Here is a 17884-nt window from a genome sequence, read left to right as displayed (position 1 = left end):
AAAGCCCCGGCCAGGGCGCAAGGCAAGGGCGGTGTCACATCAGGCGCGACCACACCGGCTCGAGGTCGGCCGGCAGCGGATTGCAGCGCCCGAGATCGACCGGGCTTTCCTTCTCGCCGTGGAAATCCGAGGCTCGTGAGGCAAGCAGCCCGCGCTGGCGGGCAAGACTGGCGAAGCGGCGCATCTCGTCTTCGGTGTGCGCCCCGGAGACGACCTCGACGGCTTCGCCGCCGGCGGCGATGAAGCGATCGAAGAGCCGGCCCAGATCCGCGGCGGACAGGCGGTAGCGCGCCGGATGCGCGACCACGGCGATCCCGCCTGCGGCGCGGATCCAAGCCACCGCGTCCTCGAGGGCGGCCCAGGCGTGTTCGACGTAGCCCGGCTTGCCCCGCACCAGGTAATGGTCGAACACGGTCCTGACATCGGGCATCACGCCGCTGGCCACGAGGTGGCGGGCGAAATGGGCGCGACTGACGAGCGCCGGGTTGCGCGCAAAGCGATGCGCCCCGGCGAGGGCGTCGGCGATGCCGATCCGCTCGAGCGCCTCGGCGATGCGTCGCGCACGCGCGTCGCGCCCTGCGCGAAGCTGTTCGAGGCCGGCGACCAGCGTCGGATCACGATGATCGATGCCGAGCCCCACGATATGGATCGTCTCGCCGGCGAAGGACACCGAGACCTCCACCCCAGCCACGAAGTGCAGCCCATGGACGGCGGCCACGCGCGCCGCGGCGTCGATGCCGCCGACCTCGTCGTGGTCGGTCAGGGCAAGCAGCTCGACGCCATTGGCGAGAGCGCGCAGGACGACGGCCTCGGGCTCCAGCCAGCCGTCCGACACCGTCGAGTGACAGTGAAGGTCGGCGTTGATGGCGTGCAGCGCGCGGGCTGGCGAAGAAAGCATGAATGCGGTGATCCGGAAGGCAAGGCCTCAATGATAGCAAAGCGCCCCGGCAGCCTGCGCCGAATCCGTGCGGTGACAGCGGCCGCTGCGAGGACAGGCCTGCCGACAAGCCTTATGATCGGCGCTTCCGCAATGCCCTTGCCCGCCATGTCCTCTGCCGCCTCCAAGCCCGAGACCTCGCGTACGCCGCTCCCCCGGCCCAGCGCCCACACCCCCTTCGAAGACGTCCAGGGGGTGCTCACCGGCTGCCTGTTCGCGGCGCTGGCGCTGGTGATGTTTCGCGAGAGCACCCTGCTGACCGGAGGCACGACGGGGCTGTCCTTCCTCCTCCATTACCTCAACGGCTGGTCGCTGGGCGCGACGCTGTTCGTGCTCAACCTGCCCTTCTACCTGTTCGGCCTGCGCGTGCTGGGGCGTGCGTTCACGATCAAGACCTTCTGCGCGGTCGGGGTGCTCGCCGTCTACACGGAGACCCTGCCCCTGCTGGTGAGCTTCGACCGGCTCGACCCGGTGTTCTCGAGCATCATGGCCGGCCTGCTCGCCGGCACCGGCATCCTGATCCTGATCCGGCACGGCGCCAGCCTCGGCGGGGTGACCATCCTCGCGCTCTACCTGCAGAGGCGGCGCGGCTGGCGCGCCGGCGTGGTGCAGATGGCCTGCGACTGCGCGATCCTGTCGCTCGGTCTGCTCGTCGTCAGCGTGGACAGGGTGGCACTGTCGGTGCTGGCCGCCGCCGCGGTGAACTTCGTCATCGCGGTCAACCATCGCCCCGACCGCTACTTCGGCATCTGAGACGAGCCCTGACCCTGCTCGGCAGAACCGGCCTCAGCGTCTTGCTCTGCCTGCGCCCGCACCCGCGCGGCCTCGGCGGCAGCGATCATCTGGGCCCGTGACGCTGGCGTCTCCAGGCTGATGCGCCCGAGCGCGCCATCACGATAGTCCTGCAGCAGGATCTGCGCGGCCTTCTCCAGATCCAGGCCGCCGCCCTTGACCAGGCAGCCGCGGCGTCGCCCCACCGTCTCGAGCAGCGCATGACCATCGAGCGCGGCCGTTGCGGCCGCATCGAGCTTGTAGCGCGCAGCCAGCCGGGCCGGGTAACGCGCGATCAGGATCTCGCCGAGGAAGGCGGCCACCTCCTCGTCGATCACCGCGTTGCGACCGATCGCGTGGCTCGCCGCGAGCATGTAGCCGTCGGCATCGAAGTCGATCTTCGGCCACATCATGCCCGGGGTGTCGGTGAGCGTCATGCCCGGCCCCAGGTCCAGCGTCTGCTGGTGCTTGGTGACCGCCGGTTCGTCCCCCACCTTGGCGACCTTGCGCTTGAGGAGGGCGTTCATCAGGGTCGATTTGCCGACGTTGGGAATGCCCATGATGATCATGCGCAGCGGCTTCACGCCGTCGTCCCGGTGCGGCGCGAGCGCGCGGCAGAGGGCGGGAATGCGCGCAACCTCGGCCGCACTTTTGGCCGAGATCGCGACCGCCTGCACCCCGGGCTGGCGGTTGTAGAAGTCCAACCAGGCGCGCGTCGCCTCGGGGTCGGCCAGGTCGGACTTGTTGAGCAGCTTCAGGCAGGGCCGGTTACGAAAACGCCGCAGTTCGGCGATCATCGGGTTGCTGCTGGCCTCGGGCAGGCGAGCGTCGGTGACTTCGATGACGACATCGATGGCGGCCATGGCCTCGGCCGCCTTCTTGCGCGCCGAAGCCATGTGACCGGGAAACCACTGGATGGGCATGGGAGATCCGCAAAGCTGAACTGGCGCGGATTATCCCACCTCGCGGCCGCTACGGCATGCCCGATCAACGGACCATCTCAAGCGCACGGCACACTGCCCGGGACCACTGCCGCAGCCCGCAGGGCATGCGGCCTGGAGATTTTTTTCGATCCCGACGAAATAAGTTCACGCACGGCCGAAAAACCGTGTATCTTGCCGCTCGCAGTCGATTCAAGCAGTGGTTGTTCTGGTGGTTGCCCGCGTGTTCCAAGAGAGCGCGTGCCGGTTTGATGCCTCCTGATTACGTTTCTTGATCGTTCCTGCATCTCCGGGGCGCAAGCCCGCAATTCTTCATATGGAACGCAAAATGAGCACTCAAACCGGTACCGTGAAATGGTTCAACGACGCCAAGGGCTTCGGCTTCATCACTCCTGAAGGCGGCGGCGACGACCTGTTCGCCCACTTCTCGGAAATCCAGAGCAAGGGTTTCAAGAGCCTGGCCGAAAACCAGCGCGTGGAATTCGAAGTCAAGACCGGCCCGAAGGGCCTGCAGGCGGCCAACATCCGCCCGCTGTAATCGAACCGACGTCACCGACGTCCTTCGATGCATCCGAGACGCGGCCTTTGGCCGCGTTTTTGCTTTTCCGGCGGCCTTGGGCCGCATTTCTGCTTTTGTGGCGCCGCATCCGGACGGCCAGAATCGCCGATAATCGCCACTTCGCAGCCCTGCTGCACATCGCCGCGCCTGCGGCCAGAACACCATGACCGACTCCGCCCGCTCCCCCTCCGCCAGTGCGGATGCCTCCACCGCCGAAGCCACCCTGCGCTTCGCCGACCTCGAGCTGCCCGCGCCGCTGCTGTCCGCGCTCGCCGACGTCGGCTACGAAACCCCATCGCCGATCCAGGCCGCGTGCATCCCGCAGTTGCTCGCCGGCCACGACATCCTCGGCGAGGCCCAGACCGGCACCGGCAAGACCGCCGCCTTCGCGCTGCCGATGCTGGCGCGCATCGACCTCGCCGACACCCGGCCGCAGGTGCTGGTACTCACCCCGACGCGCGAGCTGGCGATCCAGGTCGCCGAGGCCTTCGCCAAGTACGCTCACCACCTGAAGAACTTCCATGTGCTGCCGATCTACGGCGGCCAGAGCATGGTCGTGCAGCTGCGCCAGCTGTCGCGCGGCGCGCAGGTCATCGTCGGCACCCCGGGCCGGATCATGGACCACCTCGAGCGCGAGAGCCTCAAGCTCGATGCGCTCAAGGCCATCGTGCTCGACGAGGCCGACGAGATGCTGCGCATGGGCTTCATCGACGACGTCGAGTGGATCCTCGAGCACACGCCGGCCGAGCGCCAGACCGCACTGTTCTCGGCGACGATGCCGAACGTGATCCGCGACGTCGCCCGCCGTCATCTGCGCGAGCCGCAGGAAATCAAGATCCGCGCCGCCACTTCGACCGTGGCCAAGATCAGCCAGCGTTACTGGCTGGTGCGCGGCGTCGACAAGCTCGATGCGCTCACCCGCATCCTCGATGCCGAGGAAAGCTTCGACGCCGCGCTCGTCTTCGTGCGTACCAAGATCGCCACCGAAGAGCTCGCCGACAAGCTCGCCGCACGCGGCTACGCGGCCGCCGCCCTCAACGGCGACATGACCCAGGGCCTGCGCGAGCGCGTGATCGAGCAGTTGAAGAACGGCACCCTCGACATCGTCATCGCCACCGATGTCGCCGCGCGCGGCATCGACGTGCCGCGCGTGTCGCACGTCATCAACTACGACATCCCCTACGACACCGAAGCCTACGTGCACCGCATCGGCCGCACCGGCCGTGCCGGCCGCGAAGGCGTGGCGATCCTGTTCGTCGCGCCGCGCGAGACGCGTATGCTGAAGATGATCGAGCGCGCCACCCGCCAGCCGATCACGCCGATCGCGCTGCCCAGCAGCGAAGAGGTCACCAACCTGCGCGTGGCGCAGTTCAAGCGCCAGGTGGTCGATGCGATCGGCAGCGAGGAGCTCGGCTTCTTCATGGGCATCGTCAACGACCTCGTCGATGAGAACGAACTCGACATCCACGAGGTCGCGGCGGCGCTGACCCTGCTTGCCCAGCGCGAGCGTCCGCTGCAGATCGAGCAGTCCGGCCGCGGCTGGGAGCTCGCCACCGCCGCCCCGGGCGAAGGCCGCGGCCCGCGCGCCGAACACTTCACCACCGGCGCACCGCGCGAGCATGCGCCGCGCCCCAACCGCGACGAAATCCTCGCCCGTCGCCGCGCCTTCGCCGACGGGGCGCTGGTGCGCTACCGCATCGAGGTTGGCCGCGCCCATGGGGCGAGCCCGAAGGAGATCGTCGGCGCCATCGCCAACGAGGGCGGCATCGAAGGCAAGTACATCGGCCAGATCCACCTCTTCGACGACTTCTCGACGGTCGAGCTGCCCGCCAACCTGCCCGATGACCTGCTCGGCATCCTGAAGCGCACCCGCGTGCGCCAGATGCCGCTCAACATCCGCGCGCTGAGTCATGCCGAAGCTGCCGCCATGCCCGAGCGCCGTCGCCCGCCGCGCGACCACGGCAACGCTCGCGACGCTGAGCGCCCGGGCCCCAAGCCTGCCCCCCACGCCGGCGCCGCGGCGCCGCGCAAGCCGTCGTTCGGCCAGGGGCGCGAGCCCTGGACCAAGCCGGCGGGCGACGACCGCCGCAAGCCGGTCGGCAGTGGGCCCAGCCACGGCGGGCGCAAGCCGCAACGCAACACCGACCCCACGCGGGCGCCTTCTGCAGGCGGCAAGAAATATCGGCCGAGCTGAGCCGGCGGTGCCCATCGCGGGCGATGCGTGAAATCCACACAGGCGGGGCTGCAAGCCCCGCGCTAAGATTCGCGCCTGCGTTCATCGAACCGTCACAATGCAAGGCAACCCCATGGCGTGCGAATGATGTCAGCCATCATGCGCATGCTGGCGCTGATAGCGGGCCTGTGTGCTCTCCAGGCGCCGGCTTTCGCCGCGCAAGCCCTGACCCTGGGCATCTTCGCCCATCGACCCAAGGTCGCCATGGAGCAGGCCTGGACCCCCTTTGTCGCGTATCTCAACGCCAACCTGGACGGCGTCGCCGTTCGCCTGCGCGTGCTCGAGCAGACCGAGATGAAGGATGCGCTGACGCGCGGAGAGCTCGATCTGGTGCTCACCAACCCGGCTCATTTTGTCGCACTGCGGGTCGACAATGCGCTGTCGGGGGCGATCGCGACCCAGGTCAACAACGAACATGGCGTGCCCGTCGGGCGGTTCGGCGGCGTCATCGTCGTACGCAAGGACAACGCGGCGATTCGTACCCTCGCCGATCTCGGCGGTCGCCTGGTTGGCACCACCAGCGCCAATTTCCTCGGCACCTTTGCCGCCCAGGCCCATGAGCTGCTGTCCGCCGGGGTCGCGCCGCGTGCGCTCAGATTGAAGACCCTGACGCAGTACCAGGACCGGGTGATCGATGCCGTGCTGTCGGGTGAGGTCGAGGCAGGTTTCGTGCGCACCGGCCTCATCGAGGAACTCACGCGTGAAGGGCGCACCGACCTCCACCTGCTCGAAGTGATCAACCGCCGCGAGCTGCCGGGCTTTCCCTATGCGTCGTCGACCGGGCTGTATCCGGAGTGGCCACTGGTCGCCCTGCCCCACGCCGACGAAGCCGCCGTGCGCAGGATCGCCTCGCTCGCCCTGATGCTTCCCGCGGACCATCCCGCCGCGCGTGCCGCCGGCATTCATGGCTTCACCGTCCCGGCCGACTACTCCGTCGTCGAGGACCTTCTGCGCACGCTGCGCCTGCCGCCTTTCGACACCACGCCGAGCTTCACCTGGCACGATGTCCTGGTGCGCTACCAGCTCTGGTTCTTCATCCTGGGCCTGGCCGTGGTGACCATCCTGCTGCTGCTGGCGCGCGTTGCGCAAAGCCATCACCAGCTCGTGCGCGCCCACCAGCAGTCTCGTCGTCTGGCCGAGCAGATCGACCTCGAGCACCACTACCTGAGCAACGTGGTCGAGGCGGCAGGCGCCGCAAGCTGGGAGCTCGAGCTCGCGCGCGGCGAGTACCGCGTGGACCGGCGCTGGGCCGACATGCTCGGCCTTGCCCCTGAGGACAGCCTCGTGCTTGACCGCGCCGCCTGGCGCGCCATGGTCCATCCCGACGACGTCGACCAGTTCGAGCGCGGACTTGCACGCCACATCGCAGGCGAACTGCCCTGCTACGAGCAGGACTTGCGCCTGCGGCACCGTGACGGTCGCTGGCTGTGGGTACACGATCGCGGCCACGTCGTCACGCGCGCGCCCGATGGAAGCGCACTGCTGCTGATCGGCGCCCAGCTCGACATCAGCCGCCGCAAGCTCAACGAGGAGAAGCTGCGCCTGGCGGCGAGCGTGTTCGCCAGCAGCTACGAGGCGATCCTGATCACCGATGCCGACAACCGCATCATCGATGCCAACCCGGCCTTCACCCGCATCACCGGTTTCACCCGCGACGAAGTGATCGGCCAGACGCCCGCGCTGCTCAACTCGGGGCGGCAGGGGCGCGAGTTCTACCGCAACATGTGGTCCAGCCTGCACGAGACCGACCACTGGCAGGGCGAGCTGTGGAACCGCCGCAAGGACGGCACCGAGTTCGCCGAGATGTTGTCGATCAGCCGCGTGCGCGACGGCGACGGGCGGGTGATGCACCACGTTGCCCTGTTCTCCGACATCAGCCATCTCAAGCTGCACGAGGAAGAGCTCAACCGCATCGCCTACTTCGACCCCCTTACGGGTGCGCCCAACCGCCGCCTGCTCGACGATCGCCTGCGCCAGGCGATCGCGCATGCGCGCCGCACCGGCAAGGCGCTCGGTGTGTGCGTGATCGACCTCGACGGCTTCAAACCGATCAACGATCAGTACGGCCACGAGGCCGGTGACCGCCTGCTGGTCGAGATCGTGGACCGCCTCAACGGCCTGCTGCGCGCCAGCGACACGGTCGCGAGGCTGGGCGGCGACGAGTTCGTGCTGCTGCTCGAGGACATGGACGGCACCGCGGTGCTGGCGCGCGTCCTCGAGGCGATCCGGCAGCCGATGCAGTTCGGCCGGGATCGGGTCAGCGTGTCGGCAAGCATCGGTGTCACCTGCTTCCCCGAGGACGATGTCGACCCCGACACCCTGCTGCGCCATGCCGACCAGGCCATGTACCGCGCCAAGCAGCGCGGGCGCGACTGCATCCAGCATTTCGACACCACCGTCGAGCAGCATCTGGCCAACCGCCAGAAGCGCTGCCTGCGTCTCGAGCAGGCCCTGCGCGAGCGCGAGTTCGTGCTCCATTACCAGCCCCAGGTCGACATGCCCGGTGGCCGCATGATCGGCGCCGAGGCGCTGATCCGCTGGCAGCATCCCGAACAAGGCCTGCTCGCGCCCGCCCACTTCCTGCCCGACGTGGAGGGCACCGAGCTGGAGGCCGCGATCGGCGAGTGGGTGATGGACAGCGCGCTGAACGAGCTCGAGCGCTGGCGCGAAGCCGGCCTCGACATCTCGGTCAGCATCAACGTCGGCGCCAACCACCTGCTCAAGCCCGGTTTCGTGGACACGGTGCGCAGCGCCCTGCAGCGCCACCCCGGCATCCCGCCGGCACGGCTCGAGCTCGAGATCCTGGAGTCGACCGCGATCGACGACATGGTGTCGGCACTGGAGGTGCTGCACGCCTGCCGCCGCCTCGGCATCCGGCTCGCGCTCGACGACTTCGGCACCGGTTATGCGTCGCTCAAGCATTTCCGCCAGTTGCCGGTCGACCTGTTGAAGATCGATCGCAGCTTCGTGATCGACATGCTGGACGACGCCGAGGACCGTGCCATCGTGCAGGGCGTGATCCAGCTCGCCAAAGCCTTCGGCCGCGAGGTCATCGCCGAGGGCGTGGAAACGCCGGCGCACGCGGCCGCCCTCACCGCGCTCGGCTGCCGCCTCGGCCAAGGTTTCGGCATTGCCCGGCCAATGCCGGCCGCGCATGTGCTCGGCTGGGTCGCGTGGTATACCGCGGACGCGCGGCAGTGGGCCGAGGACGAGGAGCAGGAAGAGGCCGCCCGGAGCGCGCCGCGGCGCTGAGCCGACCCGCCGGCGCGGGTTGCGGCGGTGTCAGGCCAGCCCGGGGGAGAGCAAGGTGCGCGGCTCGATCACGACCGAGTCACGGCCATTGGTCACCCACACCTGGCCCTCCTGGATGGTGAATTGCAGGCGCATCGTGCGCTCGGACAGGCGCGCCAGCTCGGCGCTCTGCTCGCGCGCGAGCTCGATCACGGTGAGCGATGCCTGGCGCTCGAGCTTGGCGCGCGCACCCGCCCACCACACCTCGAGCGCCCGGCCGTAGGTCAGGACGACCACTTCCCGCGCACGTCCGCAAGCCTTGCGCACCCACTTCTCGTCAGGCTGGCCGACGTCGATCCAGCGCTCGATGGCCCCGGTCAGGTCCTTCTGCCACAGGTCGGGCTCGTCATCCACGCACAGCCCCTTGCCGAAGGCCAGCATCGGATCGGCGAACAGTGCGAAGGCGAGCAGGCGCACCATCATGCGCTCGTCGGTTTCCGACGGATGTCGCGCCAGCGTCAGGCTGTAGTCCGCGTAGTGGCCGCGATCCAGGTCGGCGACCTGGATGTCGGCCTTGAAGATGGTGGCCTTGAGTGCCATCAGTGGATCTGCTCCGGGCCGCGATTGGCCTGCTGCCACGCCATCACCGCGTGCGCGGCATGGGCCATGACGAGGTCGCGGCTGTCCTTGGGCAGTTCGCGCGCCAGTGCGCCGAACAAGGCCTGGGTGGCCTCCTGGCCGATACCGTCGGCGGCGAGGCCGTCGGCGAGGCAGCGGATCTGGATGAAGGCAAGCGCGTCCGCCACCAGCCGCCAGCCGGCGAGCGGCATATCGCGCGCCAGGGCGAGCAATTGACTGCCGAGCTGGGCCGCGAGTCGCAGCGCCTCGTCGCGGTCCTCGGTCACGATCGACGAATGCCACAAGGCCAGGTGCACGCCGCGACGCAACTCAACCTTGAAGTCGATCGCGTTCTCCTCGGCCGCCGCGATGGCCTCGAACTGGCGCAGGAAACGCGCCTCGGCGCTGGCATCGAGCCCGGTGCGCAACGCACCGATGAGCTCGGTCAGACCGGGGATCGCAGCCAGGCCGAAGGCCTGCGTCCACGCCAGGCCCCACTGGTCCATGCCCGATAGCAGCAAGGCCATGCGCAGCGCACGGCCGTCCTCCTCCTCGGCGCGGGCCACCCAGTCGACGAGGTCGCTGCGCAGCTGGCTCACGCCGCGATGACGGACCTCGTCCGGTTCGGCGACGCTGAGCCGGAACACCCGCGCGAAGGCTTCCTGCGCGAGACGGGCGGCCTGGCGCTGGCCCTCGCCGTCGACGAGCGTCGCCAGCGGGTCGACCGGCAGGGGGGCTTGTGGCTTGCGCATCGCGGCGCCTCGGCGTTCGTGGGGGTGGGGACGCATTGTGCCGGCATCGTTCCCAGGTGGCAACGAAGCCTTCCCCGCAGCGGCCGGCCGCAAACGGCATCAGGCGATGTAGCGCTCCCACAGCGAGCTGACGCCGGGCTCGAGCTGCGTCGAGCCGCCGTTGCGAAAGCCGTTGAGGGTGCGCCTCAAGGCCTCGGCGTCCTCGGCGGTGAAGCCGCGCTTGAAATCGGTGAGGATCAGCCGCGACCGCGTCAGCCAGTTGCCCGGCGCGTCGTCGAGTGCACACCAGGCGGCTTCGCGCGGATTGGCCTCGTGCTGCGCGAGCCACAGCATGGCCTCGCGCTCACGCAGCCCGTGCAGCTCGGCACCGCTCTTGGGCAGCATGTGCGGCGTCGCCCCGGCGATCTGCGGGCGGATGTCCGCGGAGAAGCGCGCGACCAGCTTCTGCATCGAGAACAGCATGCGCCAATCAGAGGCGATCACGATGCGGGACTCCGGAAATTCGCGCACCACCGCCTCGATCAAGGGCAGGCAGCGGAAATCCTCGACCTCGCCCCAGGGATGGGTGACGCCGTCGAAGTCCATGAAAATATACGCTTTGCGTGTCATCTTGCTCTCTGCGCGGCACAAAATCCGGGCCTGTTGTCGATCGATGCTGCATTGCAGAATATACTGCAAACCCAGTAGTGCAAGCCTGTATCCGATGTCACGAAACATCACATTATTCGGATACAGTGCGCTTCCGATCCATTCGTGTTGCAATGCAGCAACACCCGACGAACAGCGAGGACTCCATCATGACCCCGATCATCAATCTCGAAGGCAAGGTCGGCCTGATCACCGGCATCGCCAACGAAAAGTCCATCTCCACCGGCGTCGCGGAAGCCTGCGCCCAGGCCGGCGCGAAGCTCGTCATCACCTATCAGAACGACAAGACGCGCGCCTTCATCGAGCCGATCATCAACCGCCTGGGCGTCGACGATGTGTTCTTGCTCGACGTCACCCGCCCCGAAACCATGGATGCAGCGTTTGCCGAGATCGAGGCGCGCCACGGCAAGCTCGACTTTGCCATCCACAGCATGGCCTTTGCCAAGCGCGACGACCTCCACGGGCGCGTCGTCGACACCTCGGCCGACGGCTTCGCGCTGGCGATGGACGTCTCGACCCACTCCTTCGTGCGCCTGGCGAAGAAGGCCGAGCCGCTGATGGTGAAGGCCGGCGGCGGCGCTCTGGTCAGCATGACCTATCTCGGCTCGGAAAAGGTCATTCCCAACTACGGCGTGATGGGCCTGTGCAAGGCCGCGCTGGAGGCGGCGACGCGCTACATGGCGGCCGAGCTCGGCCAGAAGGCCATCCGCGTCAATGCGGTGTCGCCCGGCCCGCTGATGACCCGCGCCGCCTCGGGCATCGCCGGCTTCGACGGCCTGATGGCCGCGGCGGTCGAGCGCTCGCCGATGCACGCCCTGGTCACGCCCGAGGACATCGGCGCGCTAACCGCCTTCCTCGTCTCCGATGCCGGACGCCTGATCACGGGTGGCGTGCATTTCGTCGACGCCGGCTATAACATCATGGCCTAAGCGACAGGAGACGCCATGATCGATCTCGAGGTGGCACGTGCAAGGCTGGGCAGGCAGGCCATCCTGCTGCCAGACCCGGTGCCCGCCCATCCCTTGCTGGAGGGAAAGCCCGAGATCGGTCGTGGCGAATATTCCATCGTGCTCGACAAGGGCGACGGTGAGCGGGTGTACAAGGTCGTCAGCTCGCCCGCTGACTACTTCCTGTACACCGCCGACGATCGCCCGCGCGGACAGCACTTCCCGATCATCCACGCCGACCACGGCATCATCGGTCGCGCCAGGTCGGGCTATCCGCTGCACCTGATCGAGATGGAGAAGCTCTACCCGCTCGACGACGCCTCTCCCGCGGGCGTCCTCGCCCGGCGCCTGATCGAGTTCTACTGGTCGGCCTGCGAACAATGGAGCCGGCTCGGTGCCGACATGGGCCGCATCGCCCTCTATCACATGACGGTCAACCCGCTCTCGGCGAACGACAGCCTGCAGCAGGCCATCAAGGCGCTGTCGGATTTCGTCGAGGACTACCAGGTGCTGCCCGACATCCTCAACGCCAACAACCTGATGATGCGCAAGGACGGGACACTGGTGTTTTCCGACCCGGTGTTCATCGCCTGAACACAGCGCGCGGCGGCTTGCGCGTATCATCGGGGCTCCGATGCAAGCACGCATCGCTGCGGAATCCGGCATGAACCCCCACGACCACGACCATCCCGCCGCGCCACCGCCGGGCACCATCGGCATCGCGCGCAGCGGTGACTTCGACCCGGTGGCCTTCGAGCAGGCCATCACCGACCTGCTCAAGGCCTGCGGCATCGCAGCCGACACCTCGCATACCGGCCGCACCGCCATGCGCGTGCGTGAGCTGTGGCAGCGCCGCCTGCTGGGCGGTTACGATCTCGACCCGGCCGACGTGCTCGGCGAAGGCTTCGAGGACACGCGGCGCGACATGGTCGTCGTGCGCGGCATCGCCGTGCATGGCGTGTGCCCCCACCACCTCGTCCCCTTCCGCGGCGTCGCCCACGTCGCCTACCTGCCCGGCGGCCGCCTGCACGGCTTTGGCCGCATCGCCCGCCTGGTCGATGCGATCGGCCACCGCTTCACCTACCAGGAATGGATGACGCGCGACATTGCCGATGCGCTCATGACCCACGGCCGCGCCGCGGGTGCGGCCTGCGTGATCGAGGCCGAGCAGCTGTGCCTGCTGCTGGGCGAGGACAGGCGCGGCGACGAGCGCGTGATCACGCAGGCCTTTGCCGGCGAATTCGAGCGCTCGGAGCAGGCGCGCAACGAGTTCCTGCGCGCCATCGACAGCCGACGCAACTGACGCCGCGGCTGCACGGAATTCAGTGCAGGTTGATCACGACGGCGCGTCGGGCCAGCCGGTGGGCGCTGACATCGACCAGCACCACCTCGCGCCCCTCGAGCACCACCGCGCCAGGGTAGCGATCATCCCCGCTCGACGAGTACTCGAACTCGAAGGCCCGCCGCAGCACCGCATGCCCGCGCTCGTCACGAGCGAGTCGCAACCCGCGGCCCACCACGGTCTCGTCGAGAAACTGCACGCCTTCACGCAGGCAGGCCCGGCGCGCGGCCTCGATCCCGGCCTCGCGCGCCTTCAGGCTGTCGAACCAGAACCACACGACGCCCGCAAGCAGCAACAATACGACGAGTTCCGTCAGTGTCATGTGCCGCCCACCGGGCCTGCGCCGCTGCCGGTCACTGCAGCATCATGCCGCGGATGGTGAAGTACAGGATGGCGGCCATCAGCGCGGAAGCCGGCACCGTGATGATCCACGCGGCGGCGATGCGCATCAGTTGCGAGCGCTTGACGAGCTCGCGCCGATAGACCTTCTTCAGCCCCTTGCGCTCAACCTTCGAGAAATGCGCCGGATCCTGGGCCTTCTTCGAGCGCTCCTTGAGATCCCTCAGCATCGCGCCCTTCTCCTCGACCGAGGCCTTCTCGAAGTGCGCCACGAAGGCCTCGATGGCCGCGAGATCGCCCTCGGGGTGATGGGCCTTGATCTCGGACAGCATGCGGTCGTAGTTGCTCTTGAGGTACTCGCGCAGGAAGCCGACGCCGAACACGCCACCGACCGCGATATGGGTAGAGCTCACCGGCAGCCCGAGCTGGCTGGCGATGATGACGGTGATCGTCGCCGCCATCGCGATGCAGTAGGCACGCATCTGGTCGAGTTCGGTGATCTCGGAGCCGACCGTACGAATGACCTTGGGCCCGAACAGCGCCAGGCCGAGCGCGATGCCGATCGCGCCCACCATCATCACCCAGGTCGGAATGGGCGCGTCACGGTGGAACTCGCCGCCCGAAGTGACGACATCGACGATCGCCGCCAGCGGCCCGACCGCGTTGGCGACGTCGTTCGAGCCGTGGGCGAAGCTCAACAGGGCGGCGGCGAAGATCAGCGGCACGGTGAAGAGCTTGTTCACACTCTGCTTGGTGTTGGCAACGATGCCGCTGCGCCCGCGCAGGACCCTGCGCACCAGCAGGAAAGTCACCACACCGACCGCCAGCCCGTACAGCACGGCACCGGTGAAGCCGACCTTCCACACCTTGTTCAGGCCTTTGAGGATCAGGTAGGTGGCGAAGGTCCACGCCATGAAGCCCACCAGCACCGGCACCATGCGGCGCGCCGCGTCGGCCATGTCGACCTGGTAGGTGATGCTGCGCTTGACCAGGTACAGGAAGCCGGCGGCGAACAGGCCGCCGAGCAGCGGCGAGATGACCCAGCTGGCCGCGATACTGCTCATCGTGCCCCAGGCCACGATGCCCGGCCCCGCCGCCGCCATGCCGGCGCCGAGCACTGCGCCGACGATCGAATGCGTGGTCGACACCGGCGCCCCCACCGCGGTGGCGATGTTGAGCCACAGCGCGCCTGCCAGCAGAGCGGCGAGCATCACCCACACGAAGGTGTTGGAGTCGGGCAGCTGCGAGGCGTCGATGATGCCGCCGCGGATCGTGCTGATCACCTCGCCACCGGCGATCAGCGCGCCGGCAGCCTCGAAGATCGCAGCGATCACCAGCGCCCCCGCCAGCGTCAGCGCCTTCGAGCCGACGGCCGGGCCGACGTTGTTGGCGACGTCGTTCGCGCCGATGTTCATCGCCATGTAGCCGCCGATCATCGCCGCCATCACGAGGGTCAGGCTACCCTCGCCCGAACCGCGCAGGGCCGAGTAGAACATGACCCCGACGATGAAGAGCACGCCCATGCCGAGGCGGAAGACCTCGCCCCGCCCCTGGTGCGCCGCGCGTTCGATATCGCTGATGTGCTGCAGGTCCACGTTGGACGTCCGGTAAATACGAAAGCGCGTATTGTTTCAGAAAAATTGCGGCCGCCCAATCCGAACATGTGATCGGCCAATGAATTCCGTGCAGAGGGCCGGCGCTGACGGGGCCGGTGCCGCCGCCCCGGCAATCGTGCGCATGCGAGGCTAGAGCTGGTGATACTTCAATGCACGCCCGCGGGCCAGTTCGACCGGATAGCGCCTGGCGTTGATCTCCATCTTGCGCCGCGCGGCTTCGGCCAGGTCGACATCGAGCTTGTCGGCAAGCCGCACCAGGTAGAGCAGCACGTCGGCCAGCTCGAGGGCAACGGCCTCGCGCGTGTCGGGTGGCAGCGCCGCCGACTGCTCGGCGCTCAGCCACTGGAAGTGCTCGATCACCTCGCCCGCCTCGCCCGCCAGCGCCATGGCGAGGTTCTTGGGCGTATGAAAGACATCCCACTCGCGCTCGGCGGCAAAGTGGCGCAGCGCATCGCGCAATTCGATGAGGGCGTCGGCGGCGGCGGGTGGCGTCGTCATTCGATGTGGTGCTCCAGGTCGAAACCCGCGCCCTCGTCGACGCCGAGTCGTTCCACCAGCCAGGGCAGCGCGAGCTCGAGGCGCTGCGGCAGCACCCAGGGCGGATTGACCACATAGAGGCCGCTGCCGAACATGCCGAAGCCGTCACGGGCGGGCTGCCGCACCGCGAGGCGGACGTCCAGCCAGCTCTCCGCGCCGAGTTCGGCCAGACGCTCGGGCAGCGCGCGCGCATCGGCGCGCGCCAGCATCGGGTACCACACGGCGAAGGTGCCGTTGGGAAAGCGCCGCATCGCATCGCGCACGGTATCGACCACGCGACGGTAATCCTCCTTGAGTTCGTAGGGCGGATCGAGCAGAACGACCGCGCGCCGTGACGGCGGCGGCAGCAAGCCCTTGAGCGCGCCGAAACCGTCGGCGCGACGCACCTGGACGCGCTCCGGCTCGGTGTTGAAGGTGCGCTGCAGCGACTCGAAGTCAGCCGGGTGCAGCTCGAACAGGCGCAGACGGTCCTGCGCGCGCGCCTGCGTCATCGCCAGCGCCGGCGAGCCGGGGTAGAACAGCAGCCGGCCGTGCGGGTTGAACTGGCGCACCGCGGCGAGGTAGGCGGCGATCGGCACGGGCGGGTCGTCGCAGCCCCACAGCCGCGCGATACCCTCGGCGGACTCGGCGGTCTTGTCGGCGTGCTCGCTGTCCAGGGCATAGCAGCCGGCACCGGCGTGGGTGTCGATGTAGTACCAGGGCTTGTCCTTGCGGTTGTAATAGGCAAGCAGTTCGAGCAGGATCAGGTGTTTGAGCACATCGGCATGATTGCCGGCGTGGAAGGCGTGGCGGTAGCTGAGCATGAAGGTTTTCCGGTTGCGGCGAGCATCCTAGCATCGGGGTGAGACGGTGCAAAATCCCCGTCGGATCAGCGACATCGCCGCAGATCCAGTGTTTGCATGCTGCAGTGCACTTGCTATGATGCGCCCCCCGACAGCCGTGAGCATCCGGCAAGAGACATCCATAGCGAGAACAAGCATGAGCATCTATGCCCTTGGCGACCGCAGGCCCCGCTTCGGCGCCGGCAGCTGGATCGCGCACAATGCAACCGTGATCGGCTCCGTGACCGCGGGCCGCAACGTCAGCATCTGGTACAACGTGGTGATGCGCGGCGACAACGACCCGATCACCATCGGTGACGACACCAACATCCAGGACGGCTCGGTGCTGCATAACGACGACGGCGTGCCGCTCACGATCGGCAGCGGCGTCACCGTCGGCCACATGGCGATGCTGCATGGCTGCACGATCGGCGATGGTTCGCTGATCGGCATCAACGCAGTGATCCTCAACAACGCCGTGATCGGGCGCCACTGCATCATCGGCGCCAATGCGCTGATTCCCGAGGGTAAGGTCATTCCCGACCGCTCGCTCGTGGTTGGGTCGCCCGGACGCGTGATCCGCACCCTCACCGATGACGAGATCGAGCACCTGAAGTGGAACGCCCAGCACTACGTCGACAACGCCCGCCTGTATGCCGACGAACTGTGCGCGATCGACCCGGCCAGCGTCATCGCGGCCGAGACACGCTGAAACGCCTTCGCGCCGCGGCGCGGCGCAGAAGCTGCCAGAATGGGCGGGCATCCGCACCTGACGCAGCGCCCACGGTGCGCTTGCGCCACCCCTCGCCTGCCCCTCGTTCCGGAGATCGTTGAAATGCATCGCTTGCGCCCGCTTTCCCCTGCCCTGCTGCTCGCCGCCGCGCTGGCCTTCGGCGCCCCGGCCATGGCCGCCGAGGACGCCCCCGCCACGCGCCAGCAGACGGTGGACTTCTCCGCCGAAGCCAGCCAGGCCGCGGTCAATGACCTGGCGGTCGCCGTGCTCTACGCCGAGCATCACGGTCCCAACCCGGCTGCGGTGGCGCGCGAGGTCAATCGGCACATCGCGGCCGCGCTGCAGACCGCGGGCGCACACGCCGACATCAAGGCGCAATCGGGCAACACCTCGACCTGGCCGGTGTATGCGAAGGATGGCCAGGGCCGCATCGAGTCCTGGCGCATGCGCTCCGAGATCCAGCTCGAGAGCGGCAACCTGGCTGCGATGTCCGAACTGGTCGGCACCCTGCAGGCCAGCCTCGCGCTGTCGCAGATCGTCATGCAGCCGGCGCCGGAAACCCGGCGCGCCGCCCTCGACGAAGCGACCGTCGCCGCACTGCGCGCCTTCGAGCGCCGCGCGGCCTTGATTGCCGGCAGCTTCGGCAAGCGCTATCGCATCGCCAGCCTGTCGGTAGGAGACAGCGGAACGCAACCGCCGATCATGCCGCGCATGCGCGCGGCCGCGATGGTGGCCGAGGCGGCACCGGCACCGCTGGAAGGCGGCGAGAGCATGGTGTCCGTGCACGTAATCGGGCGCATCGAGCTGCTCGACTGAGCATTTCGAGCGCGCCCCAGCGCGTGCGGACTGGACCTGCAGG

Annotated in this window: 18 protein-coding genes; 9 read left to right on the top strand and 9 right to left on the bottom strand. The window is 68.1% G+C overall.

Annotation, left to right across the window (positions count from 1 at the left end):
• Nucleotides 1–34 precede the first annotated feature (34 nt).
• Nucleotides 35–898 (bottom strand): 3',5'-nucleoside bisphosphate phosphatase, encoded by an 864-nt coding sequence (locus PLC66_RS04330; RefSeq protein WP_324538016.1) that lies wholly within the window; start codon nucleotides 896–898, stop codon nucleotides 35–37.
• 132 nt (nucleotides 899–1030) lie between these two features.
• On the opposite strand from PLC66_RS04330, the gene PLC66_RS04325 reads away from it, so the two are divergent.
• The gene (locus tag PLC66_RS04325) at nucleotides 1031–1690 is read left to right on the top strand and encodes a YitT family protein (protein WP_324538015.1); all 660 of its coding nucleotides are present in this window, start codon (nucleotides 1031–1033) and stop codon (nucleotides 1688–1690) included.
• Here the strand turns inward: PLC66_RS04325 and ylqF are convergent.
• Entirely contained in the window at nucleotides 1675–2631 is a 957-nt protein-coding gene (ylqF, locus tag PLC66_RS04320) for a ribosome biogenesis GTPase YlqF (protein ID WP_324538014.1), read from the bottom strand. The genes PLC66_RS04325 and ylqF overlap by 16 nt on opposite strands.
• Nucleotides 2632–2977: 346 nt before the next feature.
• Here ylqF and cspE point away from each other — a divergent pair, with 346 nt between their 5' ends.
• The 3 genes from cspE (at nucleotide 2978) to PLC66_RS04305 (ending at nucleotide 8693) form a co-directional block, all read left to right on the top strand.
• The gene (gene cspE / locus PLC66_RS04315; RefSeq protein ID WP_002926583.1) at nucleotides 2978–3187 is read left to right on the top strand and encodes a transcription antiterminator/RNA stability regulator CspE; all 210 of its coding nucleotides are present in this window, start codon (nucleotides 2978–2980) and stop codon (nucleotides 3185–3187) included.
• Between the two features lie 184 nt (nucleotides 3188–3371).
• Entirely contained in the window at nucleotides 3372–5402 is a 2031-nt protein-coding gene (locus PLC66_RS04310; protein WP_324538013.1) for a DEAD/DEAH box helicase, read from the top strand.
• A gap of 123 nt (nucleotides 5403–5525) precedes the next feature.
• Nucleotides 5526–8693, top strand: coding sequence for an EAL domain-containing protein (locus PLC66_RS04305; RefSeq protein WP_324538012.1), 3168 nt, complete (start codon nucleotides 5526–5528; stop codon nucleotides 8691–8693).
• 30 nt (nucleotides 8694–8723) lie between these two features.
• Here PLC66_RS04305 and PLC66_RS04300 read toward each other — a convergent pair whose 3' ends face one another.
• The 3 genes from PLC66_RS04300 to PLC66_RS04290 all read right to left on the bottom strand — a co-directional run bounded on the left by PLC66_RS04300 (nucleotide 8724) and on the right by PLC66_RS04290 (nucleotide 10651).
• Nucleotides 8724–9272, bottom strand: coding sequence for a YaeQ family protein (locus tag PLC66_RS04300; protein WP_324538011.1), 549 nt, complete (start codon nucleotides 9270–9272; stop codon nucleotides 8724–8726).
• Nucleotides 9272–10042 carry a hypothetical protein gene (locus tag PLC66_RS04295; protein WP_324538010.1) on the bottom strand — a complete coding sequence of 257 codons (771 nt, stop codon included), beginning with the start codon at nucleotides 10040–10042 and terminating at the stop codon, nucleotides 9272–9274. Before PLC66_RS04295 ends, PLC66_RS04300 begins: the two co-directional genes overlap by 1 nt.
• A 99-nt stretch (nucleotides 10043–10141) precedes the next feature.
• On the bottom strand, nucleotides 10142–10651 hold the full coding sequence (locus PLC66_RS04290) for an HAD domain-containing protein (protein WP_324538009.1): 510 nt from the start codon (nucleotides 10649–10651) through the stop codon (nucleotides 10142–10144).
• Between the two features lie 188 nt (nucleotides 10652–10839).
• On the opposite strand from PLC66_RS04290, the gene fabI reads away from it, so the two are divergent.
• The 3 genes from fabI (at nucleotide 10840) to folE (ending at nucleotide 12940) form a co-directional block, all read left to right on the top strand.
• Nucleotides 10840–11619, top strand: coding sequence for an enoyl-ACP reductase FabI (gene fabI, locus PLC66_RS04285; RefSeq protein WP_324538008.1), 780 nt, complete (start codon nucleotides 10840–10842; stop codon nucleotides 11617–11619).
• 15 nt (nucleotides 11620–11634) lie between these two features.
• On the top strand, nucleotides 11635–12231 hold the full coding sequence (locus PLC66_RS04280; protein ID WP_324538007.1) for a hypothetical protein: 597 nt from the start codon (nucleotides 11635–11637) through the stop codon (nucleotides 12229–12231).
• Nucleotides 12232–12301: 70 nt separating this feature from the next.
• Nucleotides 12302–12940: a GTP cyclohydrolase I FolE gene (gene folE, locus PLC66_RS04275; protein ID WP_324538006.1), complete on the top strand. Its 639-nt coding sequence runs from the start codon at nucleotides 12302–12304 to the stop codon at nucleotides 12938–12940.
• A 19-nt stretch (nucleotides 12941–12959) separates the two neighbouring features.
• On the opposite strand, the gene PLC66_RS04270 is transcribed toward folE, so the two are convergent.
• From PLC66_RS04270 to PLC66_RS04255, 4 genes are all read right to left on the bottom strand, one after another.
• The gene (locus PLC66_RS04270) at nucleotides 12960–13301 is read right to left on the bottom strand and encodes a DUF3301 domain-containing protein (RefSeq protein WP_324538005.1); all 342 of its coding nucleotides are present in this window, start codon (nucleotides 13299–13301) and stop codon (nucleotides 12960–12962) included.
• A 31-nt stretch (nucleotides 13302–13332) separates the two neighbouring features.
• Complete coding sequence (locus PLC66_RS04265; RefSeq protein WP_324538004.1) at nucleotides 13333–14913, bottom strand: inorganic phosphate transporter; 1581 nt, start codon at nucleotides 14911–14913, stop codon at nucleotides 13333–13335.
• Nucleotides 14914–15063: 150 nt separating this feature from the next.
• Nucleotides 15064–15432 (bottom strand): nucleotide pyrophosphohydrolase, encoded by a 369-nt coding sequence (locus PLC66_RS04260; protein WP_324538003.1) that lies wholly within the window; start codon nucleotides 15430–15432, stop codon nucleotides 15064–15066.
• Nucleotides 15429–16274, bottom strand: a complete 846-nt coding sequence (locus PLC66_RS04255; protein ID WP_324538002.1) for a 23S rRNA (adenine(2030)-N(6))-methyltransferase RlmJ — start codon at nucleotides 16272–16274, stop codon at nucleotides 15429–15431. Before PLC66_RS04255 ends, PLC66_RS04260 begins: the two co-directional genes overlap by 4 nt.
• A 175-nt stretch (nucleotides 16275–16449) precedes the next feature.
• Here PLC66_RS04255 and PLC66_RS04250 point away from each other — a divergent pair, with 175 nt between their 5' ends.
• Both PLC66_RS04250 and PLC66_RS04245 read left to right on the top strand, forming a co-directional pair.
• Nucleotides 16450–17004, top strand: coding sequence for a gamma carbonic anhydrase family protein (locus tag PLC66_RS04250; RefSeq protein WP_324538001.1), 555 nt, complete (start codon nucleotides 16450–16452; stop codon nucleotides 17002–17004).
• A 123-nt stretch (nucleotides 17005–17127) separates the two neighbouring features.
• The gene (locus PLC66_RS04245; protein WP_324538000.1) at nucleotides 17128–17841 is read left to right on the top strand and encodes an SIMPL domain-containing protein; all 714 of its coding nucleotides are present in this window, start codon (nucleotides 17128–17130) and stop codon (nucleotides 17839–17841) included.
• Nucleotides 17842–17884 lie beyond the last annotated feature (43 nt).

It is taken from the genome of Thauera sp., from assembly GCF_035444905.1.
In the GTDB taxonomy this organism is placed as follows: Bacteria; Pseudomonadota; Gammaproteobacteria; order Burkholderiales; family Rhodocyclaceae; genus Thauera.
Note: the sequence above shows the minus strand (reverse complement) of the source record. Positions and strands in the feature narration are given on the sequence as shown.

Bases quoted from the DNA above. Each gene is read 5' to 3' on its own strand.
- PLC66_RS04325 (WP_324538015.1), top strand. From the start codon at position 1,031: ATGCCCTTGCCCGCCATGTCCTCTGCCGCCTCCAAGCCCGAGACCTCG.
- PLC66_RS04300 (WP_324538011.1), bottom strand. From the start codon at position 9,272: ATGGCACTCAAGGCCACCATCTTCAAGGCCGACATCCAGGTCGCCGAC.
- PLC66_RS04305 (WP_324538012.1), top strand. From the start codon at position 5,526: ATGATGTCAGCCATCATGCGCATGCTGGCGCTGATAGCGGGCCTGTGT.
- ylqF (WP_324538014.1), bottom strand. From the start codon at position 2,631: ATGCCCATCCAGTGGTTTCCCGGTCACATGGCTTCGGCGCGCAAGAAG.
- PLC66_RS04250 (WP_324538001.1), top strand. From the start codon at position 16,450: ATGAGCATCTATGCCCTTGGCGACCGCAGGCCCCGCTTCGGCGCCGGC.
- PLC66_RS04245 (WP_324538000.1), top strand. From the start codon at position 17,128: ATGCATCGCTTGCGCCCGCTTTCCCCTGCCCTGCTGCTCGCCGCCGCG.
- PLC66_RS04255 (WP_324538002.1), bottom strand. From the start codon at position 16,274: ATGCTCAGCTACCGCCACGCCTTCCACGCCGGCAATCATGCCGATGTG.
- folE (WP_324538006.1), top strand. From the start codon at position 12,302: ATGAACCCCCACGACCACGACCATCCCGCCGCGCCACCGCCGGGCACC.
- cspE (WP_002926583.1), top strand. From the start codon at position 2,978: ATGAGCACTCAAACCGGTACCGTGAAATGGTTCAACGACGCCAAGGGC.
- fabI (WP_324538008.1), top strand. From the start codon at position 10,840: ATGACCCCGATCATCAATCTCGAAGGCAAGGTCGGCCTGATCACCGGC.
- PLC66_RS04330 (WP_324538016.1), bottom strand. From the start codon at position 898: ATGCTTTCTTCGCCAGCCCGCGCGCTGCACGCCATCAACGCCGACCTT.
- PLC66_RS04290 (WP_324538009.1), bottom strand. From the start codon at position 10,651: ATGACACGCAAAGCGTATATTTTCATGGACTTCGACGGCGTCACCCAT.
- PLC66_RS04295 (WP_324538010.1), bottom strand. From the start codon at position 10,042: ATGCGCAAGCCACAAGCCCCCCTGCCGGTCGACCCGCTGGCGACGCTC.
- PLC66_RS04280 (WP_324538007.1), top strand. From the start codon at position 11,635: ATGATCGATCTCGAGGTGGCACGTGCAAGGCTGGGCAGGCAGGCCATC.
- PLC66_RS04270 (WP_324538005.1), bottom strand. From the start codon at position 13,301: ATGACACTGACGGAACTCGTCGTATTGTTGCTGCTTGCGGGCGTCGTG.
- PLC66_RS04260 (WP_324538003.1), bottom strand. From the start codon at position 15,432: ATGACGACGCCACCCGCCGCCGCCGACGCCCTCATCGAATTGCGCGAT.
- PLC66_RS04310 (WP_324538013.1), top strand. From the start codon at position 3,372: ATGACCGACTCCGCCCGCTCCCCCTCCGCCAGTGCGGATGCCTCCACC.